This window comes from Pseudomonas sp. 14P_8.1_Bac3 (assembly GCF_025466085.1).
Classification (GTDB): Bacteria; Pseudomonadota; Gammaproteobacteria; order Pseudomonadales; family Pseudomonadaceae; genus Aquipseudomonas.
Genome location: NZ_JANLOD010000072.1, coordinates 201059 through 221886, shown reverse-complemented (window position 1 = coordinate 221886; position 20828 = coordinate 201059). Strand labels below are relative to the sequence as shown.

Annotated in this window: 18 protein-coding genes; 12 read left to right on the top strand and 6 right to left on the bottom strand. The window is 61.9% G+C overall.

Annotated elements, in window-relative coordinates; all coding sequences use genetic code 11:
* Nucleotides 1-257 precede the first annotated feature (257 nt).
* The 4 genes from NTD84_RS26320 to NTD84_RS26305 form a co-directional block, all read right to left on the bottom strand.
* Nucleotides 258-791, bottom strand: coding sequence for a GNAT family N-acetyltransferase (locus NTD84_RS26320; RefSeq protein ID WP_262171762.1), 534 nt, complete (start codon nt 789-791; stop codon nt 258-260).
* A 114-nt stretch (nt 792-905) separates the two neighbouring features.
* Nucleotides 906-1811, bottom strand: a complete 906-nt coding sequence (locus NTD84_RS26315; protein WP_262171759.1) for a LysR substrate-binding domain-containing protein — start codon at nt 1809-1811, stop codon at nt 906-908.
* A gap of 6 nt (nt 1812-1817) precedes the next feature.
* Nucleotides 1818-4031: a xanthine dehydrogenase family protein molybdopterin-binding subunit gene (locus tag NTD84_RS26310; RefSeq protein ID WP_262171757.1), complete on the bottom strand. Its 2214-nt coding sequence runs from the start codon at nt 4029-4031 to the stop codon at nt 1818-1820.
* On the bottom strand, nt 4031-4495 hold the full coding sequence (locus tag NTD84_RS26305; protein WP_262171755.1) for a (2Fe-2S)-binding protein: 465 nt from the start codon (nt 4493-4495) through the stop codon (nt 4031-4033). Before NTD84_RS26305 ends, NTD84_RS26310 begins: the two co-directional genes overlap by 1 nt.
* 118 nt (nt 4496-4613) lie before the next feature.
* Here NTD84_RS26305 and NTD84_RS26300 point away from each other — a divergent pair, with 118 nt between their 5' ends.
* From NTD84_RS26300 to NTD84_RS26255, 10 genes are all read left to right on the top strand, one after another.
* Nucleotides 4614-5504, top strand: coding sequence for a LysR substrate-binding domain-containing protein (locus tag NTD84_RS26300; protein WP_262171752.1), 891 nt, complete (start codon nt 4614-4616; stop codon nt 5502-5504).
* A gap of 314 nt (nt 5505-5818) precedes the next feature.
* Nucleotides 5819-6748, top strand: coding sequence for an amidohydrolase family protein (locus tag NTD84_RS26295; protein ID WP_090183042.1), 930 nt, complete (start codon nt 5819-5821; stop codon nt 6746-6748).
* A 4-nt stretch (nt 6749-6752) separates the two neighbouring features.
* A complete protein-coding gene (locus tag NTD84_RS26290; RefSeq protein ID WP_179054175.1) occupies nt 6753-7658 on the top strand; it encodes an amidohydrolase family protein in 906 nt (301 codons plus the stop codon).
* Between the two features lie 127 nt (nt 7659-7785).
* A complete protein-coding gene (locus tag NTD84_RS26285; protein WP_262171745.1) occupies nt 7786-9171 on the top strand; it encodes a UbiD family decarboxylase in 1386 nt (461 codons plus the stop codon).
* Entirely contained in the window at nt 9168-9797 is a 630-nt protein-coding gene (locus NTD84_RS26280) for a UbiX family flavin prenyltransferase (RefSeq protein ID WP_262171742.1), read from the top strand. The genes NTD84_RS26285 and NTD84_RS26280 overlap by 4 nt, the downstream gene beginning before the upstream one ends.
* 92 nt (nt 9798-9889) lie before the next feature.
* Complete coding sequence (locus NTD84_RS26275) at nt 9890-10930, top strand: CobW family GTP-binding protein (protein ID WP_262171740.1); 1041 nt, start codon at nt 9890-9892, stop codon at nt 10928-10930.
* Nucleotides 10931-11177: 247 nt separating this feature from the next.
* Nucleotides 11178-12533 carry a nucleobase:cation symporter-2 family protein gene (locus NTD84_RS26270; protein ID WP_262171738.1) on the top strand — a complete coding sequence of 452 codons (1356 nt, stop codon included), beginning with the start codon at nt 11178-11180 and terminating at the stop codon, nt 12531-12533.
* A gap of 12 nt (nt 12534-12545) precedes the next feature.
* Complete coding sequence (locus NTD84_RS26265) at nt 12546-13934, top strand: amidohydrolase family protein (protein ID WP_262171735.1); 1389 nt, start codon at nt 12546-12548, stop codon at nt 13932-13934.
* Nucleotides 13935-14019: 85 nt separating this feature from the next.
* Nucleotides 14020-15189, top strand: coding sequence for an XdhC family protein (locus tag NTD84_RS26260; RefSeq protein WP_262171733.1), 1170 nt, complete (start codon nt 14020-14022; stop codon nt 15187-15189).
* A gap of 83 nt (nt 15190-15272) precedes the next feature.
* Nucleotides 15273-16130 (top strand): outer membrane protein OmpK, encoded by an 858-nt coding sequence (locus NTD84_RS26255; RefSeq protein WP_262171731.1) that lies wholly within the window; start codon nt 15273-15275, stop codon nt 16128-16130.
* 3 nt (nt 16131-16133) lie between these two features.
* Here NTD84_RS26255 and NTD84_RS26250 read toward each other — a convergent pair whose 3' ends face one another.
* The gene (locus tag NTD84_RS26250; RefSeq protein ID WP_262171729.1) at nt 16134-16304 is read right to left on the bottom strand and encodes a DUF2986 domain-containing protein; all 171 of its coding nucleotides are present in this window, start codon (nt 16302-16304) and stop codon (nt 16134-16136) included.
* Between the two features lie 144 nt (nt 16305-16448).
* On the opposite strand from NTD84_RS26250, the gene NTD84_RS26245 reads away from it, so the two are divergent.
* Entirely contained in the window at nt 16449-18620 is a 2172-nt protein-coding gene (locus NTD84_RS26245) for an ATP-binding protein (protein WP_262171727.1), read from the top strand.
* Between the two features lie 3 nt (nt 18621-18623).
* On the opposite strand, the gene NTD84_RS26240 is transcribed toward NTD84_RS26245, so the two are convergent.
* Nucleotides 18624-19655 (bottom strand): GlxA family transcriptional regulator, encoded by a 1032-nt coding sequence (locus tag NTD84_RS26240; protein ID WP_262171726.1) that lies wholly within the window; start codon nt 19653-19655, stop codon nt 18624-18626.
* 116 nt (nt 19656-19771) lie between these two features.
* On the opposite strand from NTD84_RS26240, the gene NTD84_RS26235 reads away from it, so the two are divergent.
* On the top strand, nt 19772-20821 hold the full coding sequence (locus tag NTD84_RS26235; RefSeq protein WP_262171724.1) for an ABC transporter substrate-binding protein: 1050 nt from the start codon (nt 19772-19774) through the stop codon (nt 20819-20821).
* Nucleotides 20822-20828 lie beyond the last annotated feature (7 nt).

Here is a 20828-nt window from a genome sequence, read left to right as displayed (position 1 = left end):
AATGGAAAGGCTTTTCAGGAGTGACATGTGGAGTTCCGTTTTTGTTTTTATAGGACGTGTCTGAGCGAGCAAGTGGCTCGCTTTATTCTTTATACAGTATTTGATTCTATTATCAGAATGATAGTAAAAAATGCCGGGGGTGCGAATTCCCATCCGGAGTGAATGGCGGAATCGGGATCACACCAACACCTGTAGGAGCCAGCATGCTGGCGATGGTTTCAAAGACGGCGCGTTCATTCAGGCAGCCCGCGTCAGCGTTAACGACCATCGCGAGCGAGCTCGCTCCTACAGTGGATCGGGCGCACAAACCGGCATTCGCCTGCTGTTTGGTCGTGGTCAGCAGGCTGTTCGAGCAAGAATCCGCAGCGTTCGAGTACTTTTTTCGAGCCTGCGTTCTCCGGGTAGACATACGCAACCAGCTGCGTGAGTTGCCAACGTGATTGTGCCTCGTGGATCAGCTGTTGCAGCGCCAGCGTGGCCAGTCCCTGCCCACAAACGCGTTGACCTACCCGGTAGCCAACTTCCGCGGAACGCGCCGGCGAGTTGATGCTTTTCAGATTGGCTCGGCCGACTATTTTTCCACTGTCATCCTCGATAACCAACGGGTGCCAGGCGCCACGAGCGAAATCGAGCAGATAGTGTTCAATGTGATGGGCGACACCCTGCAATGAGTAAAAAGCAGGATCGCGCGCGTCGATGTGAGATTCGAACCATTCACGGTTCTCGATTTCGAACGCGAGCAACGCCGCGGTATCCGTGCTTTTCAGCTCGCGAACCCTGAATTTGCTCATCCACCCCATCTCCTTTGTGTCAGGCCGAAAGCAGGCCCGGGAGAGACTATCAGAGGGGCTTATCCCTGTCCGCTCGGGCCAGGCGACCGCTATCCATTTTTTGCCGCGCGACCCTCATCGATACGATCCACCACCGCGTTCCTCGAGAACCCGTTCGCGTAACGTATCGAGAAACAGCTTGAGCACCGGCGAGTCATCGTCAGCGCGATAAGTGACGTACAGCGGCACCTCCGGCAAGGCTGGGGTCAGGCGGCGGAACACCAGCCCGGCAGGCGCCATCTGCTCGATGGACGCCGGCAATAACGCCACGCCGAAGCCGGCGCGTACCAGACTGAGCAGGGTTTGTACCTCGATGACCTGCTGACGGATATGAGGGGTGAAACCCGACTTGATGCAGCACTGAAAGAGAAAATCGGCAAACCGCGACTGCTTGAGCTCCAGCGCCACAAAAGGCTCCTGCGCCAGGTCCGCGGGCGCCAGGCTTTCGCGCTGGGCCAAGGGATGATCGACCGGCATCACCACGCGAATCGGCTCGTAGATCAGCAGTTCATTGCGCAACTGCGGATCGTCATAGCCGACCCTGAATACACAGGCATCGATGCGTTTTTCCTTCAACGCCGCGACCTGAGCCGCCGGTGTCATTTCATGCAGGCGCCAGGACACCTGAGGATAGCGCTCGCGGAACAGGTGCAACGCCCCCGGCAGCACGCCCACCATGACCGAACTGATCATGCCGATTTCCAGCTCCCCCAACTGGCCCCGTCCGGTCTGACGGGTCAGGTCCAGTGCGCGGTTCAGTTGTTCGAATACCAGCGGTGCCTGTTCCTTGAGCATCTGCCCGGCCGCGGTCAGCTCGACCCGGTGATGGCTGCGCTCGAACAGCGGCGTGCCCAGTTCCTCCTCCAGCAGGCGAATCTGCTGGCTCAGCGGCGGCTGGCAGATGTGCAGACGCGTGGCGGCCCGGCCAAAGTGCAGCTCCTCGGCAAGGGCCATGAAATACCGCAGCAGGCGCAGGTCCATGACGGCTTAGCCCAGGGTCAGTGGCGTCGAGCGCTGGCGCACGCCGGTCAGGCTGAACAGGGCATTGGCGATGGCCGGGGCCACCGACGGGCTGCCCAGTTCACCGACGCCGCCGGGTTTGCCCGGCTCACCGTCCAGCACCAGGATGTCTACCGTCGGCATGTCGGACATGCGTGTCACCCGATAGTCATGAAAGTTGCTCTGCACGACCCGGCCCTGCTTGATGTCCATGCGATCGAACAGCGCATGACCCAGCCCCCACATCAATCCGCCGTAGATCTGTTCTTCGACACCGCCCGGCGATACCGCCAGGCCGCAATCGACCACGCAGGTGAGCTTCTCGACCTTCACCACCCCGTCCTTTTTCGACAGCCGCGCGACCACCGCGATGAAGCTGGTGTACCCCTGGTTGGTGGCGATCCCCAATGCCGTGCCTTCCGGCAACGGTTCGCCCCAACCAGCGCGTTCGGCAGCGTTTTTCAGCACCGCGACGTGTCGAGGCCGGTCGTGCATGTGGGCCAGGCGAAAGGCCAAAGGGTCCTGCCCGGCACCATGGGCCAGTTCATCCATGAAGCTTTCCACGGCGAACACGTTGGGAATGAAACTGACTGAGCGATACCAGCCGCTGGGCACGTTGCTTTCATGCTTGACCCAGGCCAGGTCCAGGTTCGCCGGGCGATAGGCGAAGTCCCACGCGGTGATGGCTTCGGTGGTGCTGTAGTCCATGTGGTCCGAACGCTCGAAGTACCCTGGCTCCCACTGCTCCGGCGAAGCCGGCGACACCGCGTCGAGTTGCAACGCGGTCAAGCGTCCCTCGGCGTCCAGCGCCCCTTTGGCCCGGTGCAACGTGGCCGGGTGCATGAACAGCGAACGCATTTCATCTTCACGGCTGTTCATCAGCTTGACCGGCACCTTCGCCTGTTGCGCCAGGTAGGCCACTTCGAACAACCAGTACTTGGCCTCCCGCGCACCGAAACTGCCACCGGACACCAACTCGTTGATGGTGACCTTGTCCTTGGCGATCCTGCATACCGTTTCGGCGGCCTCAAGCGCCGACGACGGCACCTGCACGCCGCCCCAGTAGGTGATGGCGTTGTTCGAGACCTGCGCGGTGATGCACACCGGCTCCAGCGGGTTTTGCACCTTGTAGGGCATGCGATAGTCGGCTTCGAGCAGCCTGGCGGCGTTCGGCCACTGCTCGGCGACATTTCCCGCCGCCAGTGCGGATACCCGCTGTGCAGCCGGGTCGTCGATGGCCGCTGCTTGCACCGTGGCCAATTGATCACTGTCGAAACCGGCCAGGGGCGATTCGCTCCATTGCACGTTCAACACCGCTCGCCCCTGATGGGCAGCCCAGTAAGTGTCAGCCAGGACCGCGACACCTTCCTGATTGCCGCCGAGTACGTCGGGGCGGCCCGGGATCGCAATGACCTTGCGCACGCCCGGCACCTGCAACGCGGCATTGGAATCCACGGCCAGCACTTTCGCACCGACCACGGGAGCGCGCTGGATCACCGCCACCAGCATCTGCGGCAGCACGACGTCGATGCTGTATTTGAAGCGCCCACACACCTTGGCCGCCGCATCCCGCTTGTGCCGCAATTTGCCGATGTATTGGAACTGCGCCGGGTCCTTCAGCGTGACCTTGGCCGGTGCCGACAAATGCGCAGCCTCGGCCGCCAATTCACCGTAGCCGAGGCTGCGCTGGCTGGCGCCATGCACAACCCGTCCCTCTTCAGTCGTACAACTGTCGGGGCCGACGTTCCACCGCTTCGCCGCGGCCGTCAGTAACAGGGTACGAGCCGTGGCGCCGGCCATCCGCAAGCGCTGGTATTCCAGTGACACGCTGGTGCTGCCGCCAGTGGAATAGACCTTCCAGACCGGGTGAATGTAGGCCTCGAAAAACGGGTTTTCAGGCGAAATGACCTGTACGGTCATCGGATTCACATCCAGCTCTTCGGCCACGCATGCCGCCAGCGCGGTGTGGGTGCCGGTGCCGGAGTCGTGTTTGTGCACTACCAATTTCACCGTGCCGTCGGGCATCACCCGGACCCAGGCATTCGGTTCGAATTCACCTGACGGCAACGGGGCCTTGGGGTCCGCCGCCGCTATGCCCAAAGGCAGATAAAACGCAATCGCCAGACCGGCAGTGAGCGTGGTCGCCTGCTTGAGAAAAAGCCGGCGCGGCAGGTCGATCCGAGTGTCATCGATAAAAGACATCACGCCTCCTTGGGCGCAGCCGCGGCGCGCTTGATGGCTTTGTTGATTCGCCCGTAAGTGCCACAGCGGCACAGATTGCCGGACATGGCGTTGCGGATCGAGTCATCGGTGACCGCCGCTCCGGTGGCGAGCAACGCAGCCGCGGACATGAGCTGACCGGATTGACAGTAACCGCATTGCGGCACATCTTCGGCAACCCAGGCCAATTGCAGCGGGTGCTGTTCGGTGGGTGACAGGCCTTCGATGGTGGTGATGCTGTGCCCCGCCACGGCAGCGACCGGCAGTTGGCAGGAACGTACCGCGACGCCGTCCAGGTGCACGGTGCAGGCACCACACAGGCCCATGCCGCAACCGAACTTGGTGCCGGTGAGTTTCAAGTGGTCTCGCAACACCCATAACAAGGGCGTGGAGGGCGACGGTTCGACCAGCTCGTGTCGTTCGCCGTTTACCGTGAATTCGATCATTGTCAGGCTCCAGGAGAGCGGCCCGTCTTTGTGCGGGCCTGGTCGCCGATTATTGGGAGCCCGGGCAAAAACCGGCCAGCGACGTTTTCTGCCATCCTGTGTAAGTAGGACTAACAGCATGTACAAGCGATACCCGTCGGTGCAGTCCATGAGTGCCTTTATCCAGGCGGCTCGCAGCGGAAGCTTCTCCAGCGCCGCGCGCAAGCTCGACCTGACCCACAGCGCGATCAGCCAGCAGATTCGCAGCCTGGAAGACTTCATCGGCCAGCCGCTGTTCGTCCGTGAAGGTGGCGGCAGCAACCTGACCGACGCCGGGCAATTGTTTGCCAGCGTGCTGTCCGACGGCCTTGCGCAAATCGACCGGGCGCTGTCGTCGGTGAAAAATCGCAGCATCGCGCAACGGTTGACCATCGATATCGACAGTGAACTGGCGCAAAGCTGGCTCAATCCGCGCTTGCCGGAGCTGCTCGAATTATTGCCTGACCATGAAGTGGTGTTGCTGTCGATGCCGCGCTCGGACCGCAGTTCGTTCGAACGGGTGGACCTGGCGCTGCGCTATGGCTACGGCGATTGGGACGACGGTGAAATGACCCAGATTTGCGAAGACAGCGTGCGGGCCGTCGCCTCGCCTGCCCTGCTGCAACGCCATGGTTTGCAGGTGCCCATCACGCCGGCGCAGGTGCTGGAATTGCCGTTGCTGGGGTACACGCGCAGGTCGTGGATTCCCTGGTTGGACGCCGCCGAAATGGCGCCGAGCGAACCGGCGGCACGGGTGATTTTCGATAACGCCGCCAACCTGATCGCCGCTGCCGAAGCCGGGGTCGGCGCGGGACTGGTGCGCGGGTTGCTCGCGGCGGATGCATTGCGCTCCGGGCGCCTGGTGGAGCTGAACGAGGCGAAGATTGCGGCGCACTACAATCTCTACGCGGTATGGCCGCCGGGTCAGGCCGAGCGGGTGGCGCCGGTGGTTGAAGTGATCAAGCAGTTGGCTCAACAGACATTGGGCTGACGGCTTCGCGAGCGAGCCCGCTCCCACACTTGGAATGTATTTCATCCTGGGGGAGCGGGCTTGCTCGCGAAGAGTCCGGCACATCCATCGCAAAACCCTGCTCCATATCGAACGCGTATCACCCCCTCGCCCAATTAATATTGTACGAACCCGATCCCCCCTTCCAATACTTCCCCCCAAGCAGCCAGCGTCCCGAGCCGGATGCGACCAGGCGAGGGAATGCGCAGCAATGCGCATAGAAATGGCCGATTGCCCGGGACGTGGCTGCTGTGAACCGCAAGGTTCCCTTCCCCGCTATCAGGAGATCGACTTCAATGATCATCGATATCAGTTGCTATCCCACCGACCTGGTGGACCTCGCCTGGAGGCATGACGGTGACCCGTTCACCGGCGAGCGTCTGCTGGAGATGATGGATGGCCCGTACATGGTCAACGGCAAACCTCGCCGCATCGACAAAGCCTTCATCCAGCCGCCACAGGGCAACACCATTTACACCTGGACCGATGGCGACCTCACCGGGCGCGAGTCCATCGATGCCTACATGGCGTACACGCTTAAGATGGTCCAGACCTACCCGGACCGCTTCATTGGCTGCTTCGTCTACAACCCGCGCTGCGGCGTGGAGAACGGCGTCGAGGCGATCGAGCGCTACGTCAAGGAACACGGCTTCAAGATGGTCCAGATGCAGGCCAACATGCACGCCTATCGCCCGGACCGTGCCCTGGACTGGGTCCGTCCGGCCTTCGAGAAATGTGCCGAGCTGGGCATCCCGGTCAAGCTGCACACCGGCGACGGGCCATACAGCATCCCGTCGGAATGGGTGCCGATGATCAAGGAGTTCCCCAACGTCGATTTCATCATGGCGCACTTCGGGGTGCAGACCGGTGGCGTCTATGTGTTCGAACCGATGCAATGGGCGATGGAGCTGCCCAACGTCTACTGCGAATCCGGCTGGTGCCTGCAATCGCGGATCGTCGAGTTCGCCAAGGTCTTGCCCACCCACAAAATCCTCTTCGGCACCGACACCCCACCGAACGAGCCGGGCATGTGGCTGCGCCTGCTGGAAGTGCTCTGCCATGAGCCGCCGCAAGGCCTGAATCTCGACGAGGACACCCTCGAAGAGTACCTGGGCAACAACACCGCACGGATGATCGGCCTCGAACCGACCCCGCCGCCCCGTTCCGTGTCCGAAGCCGAGGCGCAGTTGAAGCGCCCTGTCACCACCCAGCTGGCCAGGAGTTGAACCGATGATTATCGATACCCATCTGCACCCCACCAACCTGGTCGACGAGGCCTGGCGCCACACCGGCGAACCGTTCACTGGCGAGCGCATGCTCAAGCTGATGGACGGCCCGTACATGATCAATGGCAAACCGCGACGCATCGACATGGGCTTTATCCAGCCGCCACCGGGCAACACCGGTTATCGCGACGGCAATCGTCGCGGTCGCGAAGGTGTGCGCGACTACATGTCCTACGTCGCCGAGCTCTGCGTGAAATACCCGGATCGCTTCATTGGCAACTTCAACTTCAACCCGCGCTGGGGACCGGAAAACGGTGCGGCGGAGCTGGAATTCCACATCAAGGAATACGGCTTCAAGATGCTCAAGCTGCACGCCAACATGCACGGCTATCGCCCGGACCGGGCACTCGACTGGTTGCGCCCGGCCATGAAAGTCTGCGCCAAATACAACATCGTCGTGCTGATCCACACCGGCGACGGCCCGTACACCATTCCGACGATGTTCTACCCGATCATCCGCGAGTTCCCGATGGTCAATTTCATCATCGGTCACTTCGGTATCCAGACCGGCGGCAACTACTCGTTCGAAGCGTTCTGGATGGCCATGGACACGCCGAACGTGTACTGCGAATCCGGCTGGTGCTTCCAGTCACGGATCGTCGAGTTCGCCAAGGACCTGCCGCGCAACAAGATCGTGTTCGGCACCGACTCGCCGCCGAACGAACCGGGCATGTGGCTGCGCGAACTCGAAGTGCTGTGTTCGCCAGCGCCGCAGGGCCTGGGGATCGATGAGGATCACCTCGAGGACTACCTGGGCAACAACATTGCCCGGTTGTGCGGCATCGAACCGACACCGCCGCCCAAGGACCTGGTCGAGGCCGACATTCGCCTGACCACGACGTACCTCTAGCGTCGCCCTCCCTGTAGAAGCCGGTTTGCCGGGGATGGTGTGCCAGTCGACATCAATGTCACTGACACTTCATCGCCAGCAAGCCGGCGCCTGCCCGTGCACAGCATCGTTTTTACGAGGTGAAACCATGTCCCTCTCAACGCTCGGCGAAACCCAGGATTTCCACGACTTCATCGACGCCTATCGCCGGCAGTACCCGGACGATGTGCTGACGATTGGTCAATCGCTTTCTGCCGACCAGGACGTCACCGCCCTGGTCGATGCCTTGGCCAGTCAAGGCCGTGACCCGTTGCTGATCTGCGAAAAAGTCGGGCAGCTCGGGGTGCCGGTGGCCACCAACCTGTTCGCCTCCAGGACCCGCATCGCGCGGATCTTCGGCGTCACCCCGGCGCAGCTGCACGAAACCTTCCAGACCCGCGCCAATCATCCGATCGCGCCCCGCTACGTCGCCACCGGCCCGGTGCTCGACGAGATCTTCGAAGGTGAAGCGGTGGACCTGGCGCTGCTGCCGATGCTCAAGCACTTCGACAGTGACCGGGGCCCGTACATTACCAACGCGATCATCATTGCCGAAGACCCGGTCACCGGCATCGCCAACATGAGCTACCACCGTTCGATGCGCCATGCCCGGCAGACCCTCGCCACCAGCCTGCATTCCCGCGGTCACCTGTGGCGCATGCTGCAAACCGCCCGCGAGCGCGGCGAAGAGTTGCGCGTGGCCATGGTGGTCGGCGCCCATCCGTTGTTCATGCTGGCCGCCGCCGCACGCTTGCCGTTCGGCAGTGATGAACGCGCGGTGGCCGGCGGCCTGTTCGGTGCCCCGCTGGAGCTGGTCAAGACCCCGCTTTACGGGATCGGCGTACCGGCCTATGCCGAGTTTGTGCTGGAAGGCGCCATCGACCCGGCAGCCTATGCCGAGGAAGGTCCGTTCGGCGAATTCAGCGGCTATTCCTCCGACCGGTCAACCAATAACGTACTGCGAGTCGACACCCTGATGCGGCGCAAGGACGCCTGGCTGGTGGACGTAGTCGGCGGCCGCTACGCCGAACACCTGACCCTGGCGCGGCTGCCACGGGAGGCGGAGATGAGCGAGAAACTCAAGGCCCGCTTCCCCGCTGTTACCGCCGTGCACTACCCCAACTCCGGCACGCATTTTCATTGCTACGTGGCACTGGATCAAAGCCGCGATGGCGAGGCACGACAGATCATGCTCGCGCTGCTCGGTTGGGACCCGTACCTGAAAACCGTGATCGCGGTGGACAGCGACATCGACATCGGTGACGACAGTCAGGTGTTGTGGGCCCTGGCCACGCACTTCCAGCCGCATCAGGACATTTTCGTCATCGATGGCTTGCCCGGCAGTCCGCTGGACCCCTCCTCCTCGGTCAACGGCACCACCTCGCGCATGGGGCTGGACGCCACGCGCGGTTCGGGATTCGACGGGATCAAGGCGCAACTGGATCAGGATGTGGTCGCCCGCGCGCTCAATCTGCTGCAGAGCTATCCGTCATGAACCGTCAGCGCTTGGTGGTCGGCATCAGCGGTGCCTCGGGGTTCGTTTACGGCGTGCGCCTGCTCGAGCTGCTGGCAGAACTGAACATCGAAAGCCACCTGATCATCAGTCGCGCTGCGCTGCTGACCATGGCCCATGAAACCGACTACAAACTGGCGGACGTCACCGCACTGGCCAGCCACTACCACCGCGCCGACGACGTCGCCGCCGGCATCGCCAGCGGTTCGTTTCGTTGCCTGGGCATGGTGGTCGCGCCGTGCTCCATGCGCACGTTGGCGGAGATCGCCACCGGCACCTCCTCGGGGCTGATCGGCCGTGCGGCCGACGTTACGTTGAAAGAGCGCCGGACCCTGGTGTTGATGGCCCGGGAAACACCGTTGACCCTCGCCCACCTGCGCAACATGAGCGCGGTCACCGAGATGGGCGGAATCATCGCCCCGCCGGTGCCGGCCTTCTATGCCCGCCCGCAAAGCCTTTCGCAAATGGTCGATCACAGCCTCGGCCGTGTCCTCGACCTGTTCGGCCTCGATGCCGGGACGGCGCTGCGCTGGGGTGAGCCAACAGAACCTTGTGAGAGCGGGCTTGCCCGCGAATGCGGTGTGTCATTCACCGGCAGTGGCGACTGACCCACCGCGTTCGCGAGCAAGCCCGCTCCCACCCAAAACAGCCCTACGCCAATTCAATGTGCACCGGTCAATTCGTCACCAAGGAGCCTCACATGAACAACCCCTTCAACGCCCCAACCCCGAACCGCAAAATCCCGGTGACCATCCTCACCGGCTTTCTCGGCGCCGGCAAAACCACCCTGCTCAACTACATCCTCAAGGAAAACCACGGCCGCAAGATTGCAGTGATCGAAAATGAATTCGGCGAAGTCGGCATCGACGGCGACCTGGTGCTCAGCTCCGAGACCGAAGAAATCTACGAGATGGTCAACGGCTGCGTGTGCTGCACCGCCGAGGTTCGCGAGGACCTGGTGCGCATCGTTCGCGAACTGGTGGCGCGCCCGGTGCGGCTGGATCACATCCTGATCGAAACCAGTGGCCTGGCGGATCCGTACCCGGTGGCGCAAAGCTTTTTCATCAATGACCCGATCGCCGATGAAGTAGAGCTGGACGCCATCGTGACCATGGTCGACGCCAAGCACATCGCCCAGCACCTGGAAGATTTGCAGCTGGATGGCGTGGACAACCAGGCGGTGGATCAGATCGTCTGCGCCGACCGCATCGTCATCAACAAGGTTGATCTGGTGAGCGAGGCCGAGGTGGCCGCATTGCGCGGCAAGATTCGCGGGTTGAACGCCACGGCGGATCTGGTGACCTCCAGTTACGCCGAAATCGACCTGTCGAAGATCCTCGGCATCGGCGCGTTCGAATCGACGCAAAAACTGATGGAAATCGGCGCCGAGCATGATCACCACGCCGATGACCCTCATCACGATGAACTGGATCATGCGCACGACCCCAGCGTGTCTTCAGTCGGTATTGCCGTGGACGGTGCAGTGAACCTGGGCGCGTTTCACCGTTGGATCAGCACGCTGCGTACCGAGCAGGCCGACAACCTGTATCGCATGAAAGGCGTGCTGTCGGTGGCCGATCAGGACCAACGCTACGTGCTGCAGGGCGTGCACAGCCTGGTCGAGTTCCGTGCCTCCACTTCATGGGGCACGGAGCCCCGCTCCAGCAAGATTGTGTTCATTGGCCGCGACCTGGACCGCGCGGCGTTGAACCAGGGCTTTGCCGCCTGCCTGGCAGGCTGAAAGAACGGCATCGGAGCCGGTGGATGGCGGCTCCGGGCACACAGCACGAATGTGAGATGCCCGTCAGGTACGGCGAAACAAACGGTGGGAGCGAGCCTGCTCGCGAAAGCGGTGTGTCAGACAACATTGATGTCTGCTGATACGCCCTCTTCGCGAGCAGGCGCGCTCCCACAAGTGCCCCGTCGCTGACTCGCATCAGAACGAATACCCCTCTGTACCCAATAACAACAGCAAGAGGTGATTCTCCATGTCGTCAGCCACTACCCCCTCCACCGTCCACCCGGTCGACCAGATTCTGCCGGTCCGACAGATGCTCACCCTCGGCCTGCAACACATGGCCGTCTCCTACATCGGCGCCATCGCCGTGCCGTTGATTGTCGCCAGTGCCTTGAAAATGTCCCAGGCCGATACCGTGGTGCTGATCAGTACTACGTTGTTTTGCTCCGGCATCGCCACGCTGTTGCAAACCGTCGGTTTCTGGAAATTCGGCGTGCGCTTGCCGATCCTGCAGGGCGTGGCGTTTAGCAGCGTCGGCCCGGTCATCGCCATTGGCAGCAACCCGGAGGTGGGATTTGCCGGGGTGTGCGGAGCGGTGATCGGCGCGGGCATCTTTACGATGCTCGCTGCGCCGTTCGTGGGCCGATTGCGCCGGTATTTTCCGCCAGTGGTCACCGGCTGCATTGTCACGGTGATCGGTCTGCAGCTGTTCCCGATTGCCTATGAGTGGGTCGGCGGTGGTCGCAATGCCAGTGATTTCGGCGCGCCGGCTTACCTTGCCGTCGCCGCCGTGGTGCTCGCGACCATTCTGCTGGTCAACCGCTACGGCAGTCCGATGATGCGCAACATGGCGGTGCTGGTCGGCATGCTGGTGGGTGCAGGGCTGGCTTACGGCCTGGGCATGGGCAGTTTTCACAGCGTGCAGGAATCGCCCTGGCTCACCGTGCCCTATCCGTTCTACTTCGGCCTGCCGACCTTCAGCCTGATCCCGATCGCGACCATCGTCGTGGTGATGATCGTGCAGATGGTCGAGTCCATGGGCCTGTTCGTGGCCATTGGCGACATCGTCGACAAACCGGTGGAAGAAAAACAGGTGATCAACGGCCTGCGCGCCAACGGCCTGGCGAGCACCATCGCCGGGATGTTCGCCGCGTTTCCCTTCATTGCCTTCATGGAAAACGTCGGCCTGGTGATCCTGACCGGCGTGCGCAGTCGCTGGGTGGTGGCCGTCAGCGGGTTGTTGATGTGTTCCGTGGCGCTGGTGCCCAAGGCCGGGGCCATCATCGCGTCGATGCCGACCGCCGCCCTCGGCGGTGCCGGGATTGCCATGTTCGGCGTGGTCGCCGCAGCGGGCATCCAGACCCTGGCCAAAGTCGATTACGAGCGCAACCGCTTCAACGTGTTGATCGTCGGTTTCACCATCGCCGCGGCCCTGGTGCCGGTGCTGGCGCCGGCCCTGTTCAAGCAGATGCCCGAGTGGTCGCAGCCGTTCCTGCACAGCAGCGTGGTGATCGCCTGCCTGGTCTCGGTGCTGCTCAACGCAGCCCTTAACGGCGTCAGCAGCGCCGACGGGGCCGCCACCAAACCTGCCTCCCACACCCTCTGACTGGAGAAGCCCATGACTCAACCTCAAAACATTCTGATCAAAAACCCGCTGGCGGTGATGACCGGCCTGCGCGGCCCACGGGCGCGGGCGGGCAACGTGGACATTCGCATCGTCAACGGTCGCATCGCCGAGATGGCGGCGGGCCTGGTGGCGCAACCCGGCGAACGGGTGATCGATGCACGCCACTCGGTGGTCTATCCGGGCTGGATCAACACGCACCATCACCTGTTTCAGAACCTGCTGAAAGCGGTGCCCGAAGGTTTGAATCAGGACCTGCAAGGGTGGCTGGCCAGCGTGCCCTACCCGCGCCTCAACCGTTTCACGCCACAACTGGCGCAAATAGCCGCGCGCCTGGGCATGGCCGAGTTGCTGTTGTCGGGGGTGACGACCTGCGCCGATCACCATTACCTGTATCACGCCAACGGTACGACCGAGACCGGCGACCTGCTGTTCGACATGGCCGACACCTTTGGCATGCGCTTTGTTCTGTGTCGCGGGGGCGCACTGGAGTCCGCCAGCGCGCATCCGGGGTTTTCGAAAACCGCGCTGCAACCCGAGTCACTCGAGCAAATGGTCGGTGACATCGAGCGGCTCAAATCGCGCTACCACCAGGACACGCCGGACGCAATGCGCCGAGTGGTGGTGGCGCCGACCACGCCGACGTTTTCGCTGCCGCCGACCTTGCTGCGCGAGCTGGCCCACACTGCCCGCGGCCTTGGATTGCGCCTGCACACGCACCTCTCGGAAACGCAGAACTACGTCAACTTCTGTCGCGAGAAATACAACTGCCTGCCAGTGGAATTCGTCGCCGAGCACGAATGGCTCGGCCCCGACGTCTGGTTCGCCCACGCGGTGCATTTGCAACCGGGGGAAATCCGCATGCTCGCGCAAACCGGTACCGGCATTTCCCATTGTCCGGTGAGCAATGCGCGCTTGGGCAGCGGCGTCGCACCCGTGCCGCAGATGTACGACGCCGGGGTGGCGATCTCGCTGGGGGTGGACGGCGTGGCGTCGAACGAGTCCGGGAGCATGGTCGCGGAAGCGCATACCGCCTGGCTGATTCATCGGGCCGAACAAGGGGCTTCAGCGACAACGGCCGAAGACGTGATTCATTGGGGCACCGCGGGCGGCGCCCAGGTGTTGGGGCTGGGTGCGGTCGGCACCCTGGAAATCGGCCAGGCCGCCGATCTGGTGATTTACGGCCTCGATCATCCGCGGTTCTTTGGCTTTCATGACATCGCGGTGGCGCCGGTGGTCGCGGGTGAGCCCATCACCGTGCGCTACAGCATGGTCGGCGGGCGCCTGGTGGTCGACGACGGCGTGATTCCGGGACTCGATCTGCAGCGCATGCGCGCTGAAGCGTGGGAAGGCGTGCAGCAGTTGATGCAGGTCGACGACTGAGCTTGCCGCCCCTTCTTCTGTGGGAGCCGGCCGGCCAGCGCGCCGGCTCCAACAGGTTTCGTCCCAATCTTCAGGGAGACACACCATGTCCGGTCTCAACGACCTTCTCTGCGCGATCGAAAACGCCGCGCGACAAGGTGAAGAAAGCGTCCTCGCCACCGTGGTCAAGGTCGAAGGCTCGGCCTATCGACGTCCCGGCGCACGCATGCTCATCCCCTTTCACGGTCGAACCATCGGCACCGTCAGCGGCGGCTGCCTGGAGCAGGATCTGGCCAAAAAAGCCTGGTGGCTGACCGAGTCCGGCGAGCCCGTCGTGCGCCGCTACAGCACCGGCGCCACCGAGGATGAAGGCGACGAGCAAAGCGCCCTGACCTTCGGCCTCGGCTGCAACGGCACGGTGTTCGTCATGCTCGAACGCCTGCGCGCGAAAGCCCCGTCCATGGCCATCGAACTGTTGCGACAGGTGCATGACCGCCTGCAACCGGCGGCCATAGCGACCGTCATTGCCACATCACGGCGCTCGTCAGTCCGGGTAGGCGATCGCGTGGTAACAGGCGCAGGCCCGGCACTGCGCGATCCAGTCCTGAACAGCGCGGTGCGCCGGGCCCTGCGCAAGACCCTCAGCGACAAGAAATCCTCATTACGGCTCTACACCGGGCCCCATGGCGAAGTCGAAGTGTTCTTCGAGTATCTGGCCCCACCGCCGCGCCTGGTGATTTTCGGCGCCGGCCACGATGCCCAGCCGCTGGTACGCATGAGCAAACTGCTGGGCTGGCACGTCAGCGTGATCGACAGCCGCAGCCACTTTGCGCGCCCCGAACGCTTCCCGCAGGCGGACGCGGTCATCGTCGCAGACCTCGACGGCGCCTTTGACCTCGCCCCGTTGATCAACGACGCCGCGGTGGCCGTCATGACGCACAGCTACCGCCAGGACCGCCATTGGCTCGGGCACGTGCTGCAAGGAGCACCGGCCTACGTGGGCCAGCTGGGCCCCCGCGAACGGACCGAGCGATTGTTGGACGACATTGGTCCGCGCAGGCTGACCGTGGCTGCCCTACAAACGTTGCACTTCCCGATGGGCCTGGACCTCGGCGGCGATGCGCCCGAAAGCGTGGCGCTGTCGATTCTGGCGGAGATGACCGCCGCATTGCACCTGCGTAATGGCGGGATGCTGAAGCATCGAAGCAAACCGATTTATCCCGTGGATCTGCTGGTGTGTGAAGGGCTTGATACCGCGGCGGCGGCCATCGAGTGAGCTGCGTTCAACCGATCTACGCAATCCGGCAACCATAAAAAAGTCCCTCAAGCCGAAGTGGACGACCACTCAAGGAAAAGCACATGCCTATCTGCACGTTACTTGCCCGGCACACCATTGCCCTCGGTTCCCTGCTAATGACTGCAACAACAGCGGTACACGCCGCGGACTGGAGCGACAACGCCATCAGCTACTGGTATGGCACCCGCTTCGCCGAGCCCGGTGTCGAGGGGCCGATTGCCAAGCATATCGCTGAGTTCACGCATGTTGATGGCTATAAATACGGCAGCAACTTCTTTGACGTGCAGGTGCTGTTTTCCAACAAACACGATCCAGCCGATGGCGGCGACAACGGTGCGACCGAGGTGTACGCGATTTATCGCCATCAGCTGTCACTGAATAAAATATCCGGCAAGGATTTCAAATGGGGACCGGTTCGCGACTGGTCATTGTCCGCTGGCGTCGACTGGAACACCAAGAACACCGCCTTCGCCCCGGCAAAACGCATGATTGTCGTCGGCCCGACACTCAATCTGGATGTGCCCGGCTTTTGGGATTTCAGCGTGATGTACCGTTCCGAGCGCAACCACAATGGCTTGCCGTTCGCCCAGGAACACGACCTGCACTTCAACGACACTTACTACCTGGAAACGGCGTGGGACATTCCGTTCCAGCTCGGTTCGCTGCCGCTCAAGTGGAAGGGCTTTGCCAACTTCGTCCCGCCCAAAGGCAAGGACGGTTTCGGCAACGCCACCGTGAGCGAAACGCTGGTGCACCTCACCGTCCTGGTGGATGTGGGCGAGCTGACCGTCGGCAAGAAAGACACTTTTTTTGCCGGGGTGGGTTATGAATACTGGAAGAACAAGTTCGGCAACAACTCGGCCAACACCCCGGGCACGGAAGCCAACACGCCGTTCCTGAACCTGGAATGGCACTTGTAGGGTTCAGTCGGTGGCCTCACCGCCCGTTACGATCGGGTCTTGGCTGGCTTCAGCCGCCAGCTTCAAGCGGTCAGCTTTGCTGATGTATTTGTTTTTTTTCGCCGGCGCCAGTTTGGCGCTGGCTTTTTTGGCGTGAGCCTTCAATAGCTGCTTGATCTTTTTCTGACGATTCATGTGTTTCTGCTCGGTGGTAGTTGCTGGATGATATCAGCTAACAACAGTGGACCAGACCCCTGAAAACCGCACCTTCGATCACATGAGTTGAACCTAGCCGCCGCACACCCCCTCGGATATATACGAATCAACAGGGGCAAGCCCATGGCAAGCGGAGCGACATTACTACGCCAGCGCAAAGTGCTCGCCGAGTTTGGCGAGCTGGCCCTGGTATCAGACGATCTGGAGTTCATCCTCGACGAAGCGTGTCGGTTGGTCGGGGAGGCGCTGGAAACCAACCTGGCGAAGTTCATGCTGTTGCTGGATGACGGCGTCACGTTCCTGGTGCGCAACGGCACCGGCTGGACACCCGATGTGGTCGGTCAGGTTCGGGTAGAAGCGCGCGAAGGCACTCCTGAGTATTTCTCACTGAACTCGAACGCTCCCGTCATCTCGGCGGACATCGCCACGGAGACGCGCTTTCACTATCACGCATTCCAGAAGGAAAACGGGGTCAAAGCCTTCGTCAACGTGCTGGTGTACGGGGCCACGGAACAACGTCCCTTCGGCATTTTCGAGGTCGACAGTCGAAGTCCCCGTCAGTTTACCGACAGCGATATCGATTTTCTTCGGGTTTACAGCAACCTGATCGGTGCCGTTCTGAAACGCGCCAAGACCCTGCAAGCCATGCGTTCAACGGAAAAACTGTTGCGTGAGAGCGATCGCCACTACCGGATCGCGGCAGAACTCAACCCGCAATGGCCCTGGACGGCGGATAACACGGGTGAGCTGACATCGATCGATCGGCGTTGGTATGAGTTTACCGGGCTGACGTCGGCGCAGACGTTGGGCCGGCAGTGGACTAAGGCGGCTCATGCCGAAGATCAGCAATCCCTGGCAACCCTCTGGGATGAATCACTGGCGACTCTGGAACCCTTCGATTCGAAGGTCAGGCTGCGCCAACACAGCGGGGAGCATGTCTGGTTCAGGATCCGGGCATTATGCAGTTTCGACGCTGCCGGCCATTCCGGGCAGTGGTATGGGACGATCGAGAATATCGACAAGCATGTTCAACTGGAGGGCGCTCTCCGGGACTGGAATGTGTTGCTGGAAGATCGAATTGCCCAGCGCACCGCGCAACTTGAAGCCGAACAGCAGGAACGCGCAGCGGCAGAATCCAAACTGCGCCAAAGTCAAAAAATGGAAGCGGTTGGCCAGTTGACGGGGGGAATCGCCCACGACTTCAATAACTTGCTGGCGGGTATCATCGGCAGCCTTGAGCTGATGCAACGACGCATCGATACCGGACGCTACAACGAGTTGGGCCGATACAACGCCACTGCCAGGGCCTCGGCCTCCCGTGCCGCGGCGTTGACCCAACGCCTGCTGGCGTTTTCCCGGCAACAATCACTCAGGCCCGAACTGCTCGAGCCGCGCGCCGTGGTGGCGGGCCTCGAAGAAATGATCCGGCGCTCTGTTGGCCCAAGTATCGTCGTCGAGACATCGCTCAGAACCAGTAGTCGAATCCGCTGCGATCTCAACCAACTGGAAAACGCGCTGCTCAACCTGTCGCTCAATGCTCGGGATGCGATGCCCGATGGAGGTACCCTGGGCCTTGCGGTGGATCGGTGCCTCATCGATCAGACCCTGTCTTCGGACAAGAACATGGCGCCAGGCGCCTATGTCAGCCTGGCGGTCACAGACTCTGGCACAGGCATCAGCCCTGACATTCTTTCGCGCATCTTTGACCCGTTTTTCACTACCAAGAAAATCGGTGAAGGCACCGGATTGGGCCTCTCGATGATTTACGGTTTCACCCAGCAATCGGGTGGACAAGTCAGGGTTCACAGCACCCTCGGCATAGGCACCACCGTCACCCTGTATTTTCCGGTGGATGAGTCGCCACCTGTGGAAAAACCGGCCCATTCGTCCGTTCTGCCGCAACAGGAATCTCGTGGCCACCACGAAACCATTCTGCTGGTGGACGACGAAGCGACGGTGCGGCAGATGGCCTCGGAATTTCTCACTGAAACGGGCTATGACGTTGCTGAAGCGGCGGACAGCGTGTCCGCATTGAAACAGCTGGAAAAGCTGGATCACCTGGAATTGTTACTGACCGATATCGGCTTGCCGGGTGCCATGAACGGGATCAACCTGGCGGCAGCCTTCAGGCTGAAATTCCCCCGACTCAAAGTGCTGTTCATTACCGGTTTCGCCGGTGGATCGGGGCTGGTTGCGGTTGATGAACACACCCAGCTATTGACCAAACCCTTTAGCCTTGTCGATCTTGGCCAGCGGGTTCAGCAGTTGGTCCAAGCGTCCTCGGCGGCTGACTGAGGCTTACTCGACCCGCTCCTGACGCTGATACTCCCGCGGGCACACGCCAAACCGGGCGCGAAACTCGCGGGAGAAATGGGCGCCGTCGGAGAAACCGCAATCCATGGCGATCTGGGTGATGCTGCTCTGGCTGTTGACCAGCAGCCAACCGCCGTACTCGATCCGCATCGAGCGCTGGAACTCCATGGGTGAAAGCCCCAGCGACTGCTGGAACGCCCGGGTCAGTTGGCGCCGCCCCAACCCGACATAACGCGCGATAGCATCCAGGGTGGGCAGGCTGTCCATGCGTTGCTCGATGTAGTGCGCGGCCTGGCGCACGCGTTCGTCCTTGATGTCGGCCAGGTTGGCGTAGAAATGCGCCTGTGGCTGCCGGCCCTGGCGAATCCCTTGCAACATCATGTGCCGCACCGCTTGCTGGGCCTTCTCCCGTCCGCAATGGCGGGCCACCAGGTACAACCCCAGGTCGATGGCGGCCGTCGAGCCGGCGCAGGTGATCAAGTCGCCTTCATCGATGAACAGGTGATCCACCGCTGCCGGTGTCTTGGGGAAACGTGCGCGAAACGCATCGAGCACGTTCCAGTGCACGCACACCGAACGCGCTTCAACCACGCCCGCTTGAGCCAGGGCGAAGGTGCCGGTGCAGATGCCCAGCAACCGGGTGCGACTCTTCGCGACGCGTTGCAGCCAGTCGCGAAAATGCGCCGGCAGGTGGCTGTTGAGGTAATCGTTACCGCCGCAGATGGCGATGTAGTCGAACGCGTCCAGGTCCTGCGCCAGCCCCCCGGACACCTCCAGCGCAATACCGGCGCTGGAGGTTCGCGGCAATCCGTCGACGCTCATCACTCGCCACGCCGTGTGAATCTGGCGGCTGCCACCGCCCAGGTCAGCGGACAACCGCAACACATCGATAAAACCGGAAAACGCCGCCAGGGTGAATTGATCCAGCAGGACCAGTCCCACTGACAACTGAGGACGGTTGCCCGCCCCGGAGTCGAGGGCGGCAGGCGGATGGCAATCTGGTTTTATCTGAGTCATTTTTGGCATGACCTAACTATTCAACTTTAAGACCCCGAAGTGCAAGCGCTCGAATCGACGATACGAGCAAGATGCAGGCAAGGGGAACAGCCCGACAACGCCCCAGAGGACACACGATGAAACTGAAGACAGGCAAGCAAATTACCGTCGCTCTTTTGGTTACCGGCTGCATATCCTCACAGGCCGCCATGGCTGAGCAGCAAAAGCTGACGGTTGCGTTGTATGGCGGTAACTGGGGCGATGCGTTCCTAAAATGTGTTGCAGAACCTTTCACGCAAGCGACAGGGATCGCCGTCGCCGCGGAAGTCGGCACCTCGACCACCACCCTGGCCAAGCTCCAGCAACAGAAATCCAGCCCGACGATTGATGTGGCCTGGATGGACGGCGGCATCAGTGAAATGGCGTATGCCGCCGGTGTAGTCGCCGATCTCGATCCGGCGGCCATTCCCAACCTGAAAAACGTCGAAGACAAAGCGATCTACACCAACGCCGGCCATACCTTTGCCGTCAGCAGCGGCTTCTATTCCCTCGGCCTGACCTACAACACCAAGGAAATCAAGGAAGCGCCGACCAGCTGGAAAGACCTGTGGAAACCGGAGTATGCCGGCGCCATCGCCCTGCCCTCGCCAGCCAACTCGTCCGGCGTGCCCTTCGTGTTTTTCATGGCCGATGTCTGGGGCATCGACCGGGCCCACCTCGATCAGGTCTACAGCAAACTCGGTGCGCTGGACACCGCACTGTTCTTCGACAGCTCGGGCGCTGCCACCAATGCCTTCCAGAGCGGCGAAGCGATCATCGGCGCGCATTTCAACGTCGGTGCGTGGGACCTGATCGACAAAGGTGCGCCCATCGGCTTCACCATTCCCAAGGAAGGCGCCTGGGCCACCGATGCACGCCTGCACTTGATCAAGGGCGCCAAAAACAGCAAGGCCGGCGAACAGTTCATCAATACCGCGCTGACCAGGGAAGCGGCGTCCTGTCTGGCCGGCAAGCTGTACCTGGGGCCGGCGGTGAAAGGCGTTGAAGTCGCTGCAGATGTCGCCCGCAAGCTGCCTTGGGGCGTGAACGGTTCGATCGACAGCCTGCGCCTGTTCGACTGGGGCCAGATCAACGACCAACGCGCCAGCGTGACCAACGACTGGAACCGCAAGGTCACCGCCAACTAGCTCAAGA